A 360-nucleotide genomic window follows, 5' to 3' on the forward strand; every position below is an offset into this window, starting at 1 on the left:
CTTGAACTAGAGTTTGAAAATACCAGTTCATCTGCAGCCGAGGAAGGAACGGCAGCACACGCCTTTTGTGAGCATAAGCTGAAAAAGGCATTGAAGATGCGAAGTAAAAGACCTGTATCTGATTATGATTCCGATGAAATGCAGGAATGTACTGATGCCTATGTGGATTTTGTTTTGGAGCAATATGAATTAGCCAAACAGAAGTGTAAGGATCCAGCTATTTTGATTGAACAAAAAGTGGATTTTTCAGAGTATGTCCCCGATGGATTCGGAACGGCAGACTGCTTGATCGTTTCAGATGATACTCTTTCCATAATTGACTTTAAGTATGGACAGGGAGTTCTTGTGGATGCCTATGAG

The 360-nt window shown here is 41.1% G+C and carries 1 protein-coding gene; it reads left to right on the top strand.

All coding sequences use genetic code 11. The features are described from left to right. The coding region (locus tag HMPREF2852_RS10305; protein ID WP_148130565.1) for a DUF2800 domain-containing protein at window positions 1-360 on the top strand (360 nt) is incomplete at both ends.

Origin of the sequence: Anaerococcus sp. HMSC065G05, assembly GCF_001812365.1 — a bacterium.
Taxonomy (GTDB): domain Bacteria; phylum Bacillota; class Clostridia; order Tissierellales; family Peptoniphilaceae; genus Anaerococcus; species Anaerococcus vaginalis.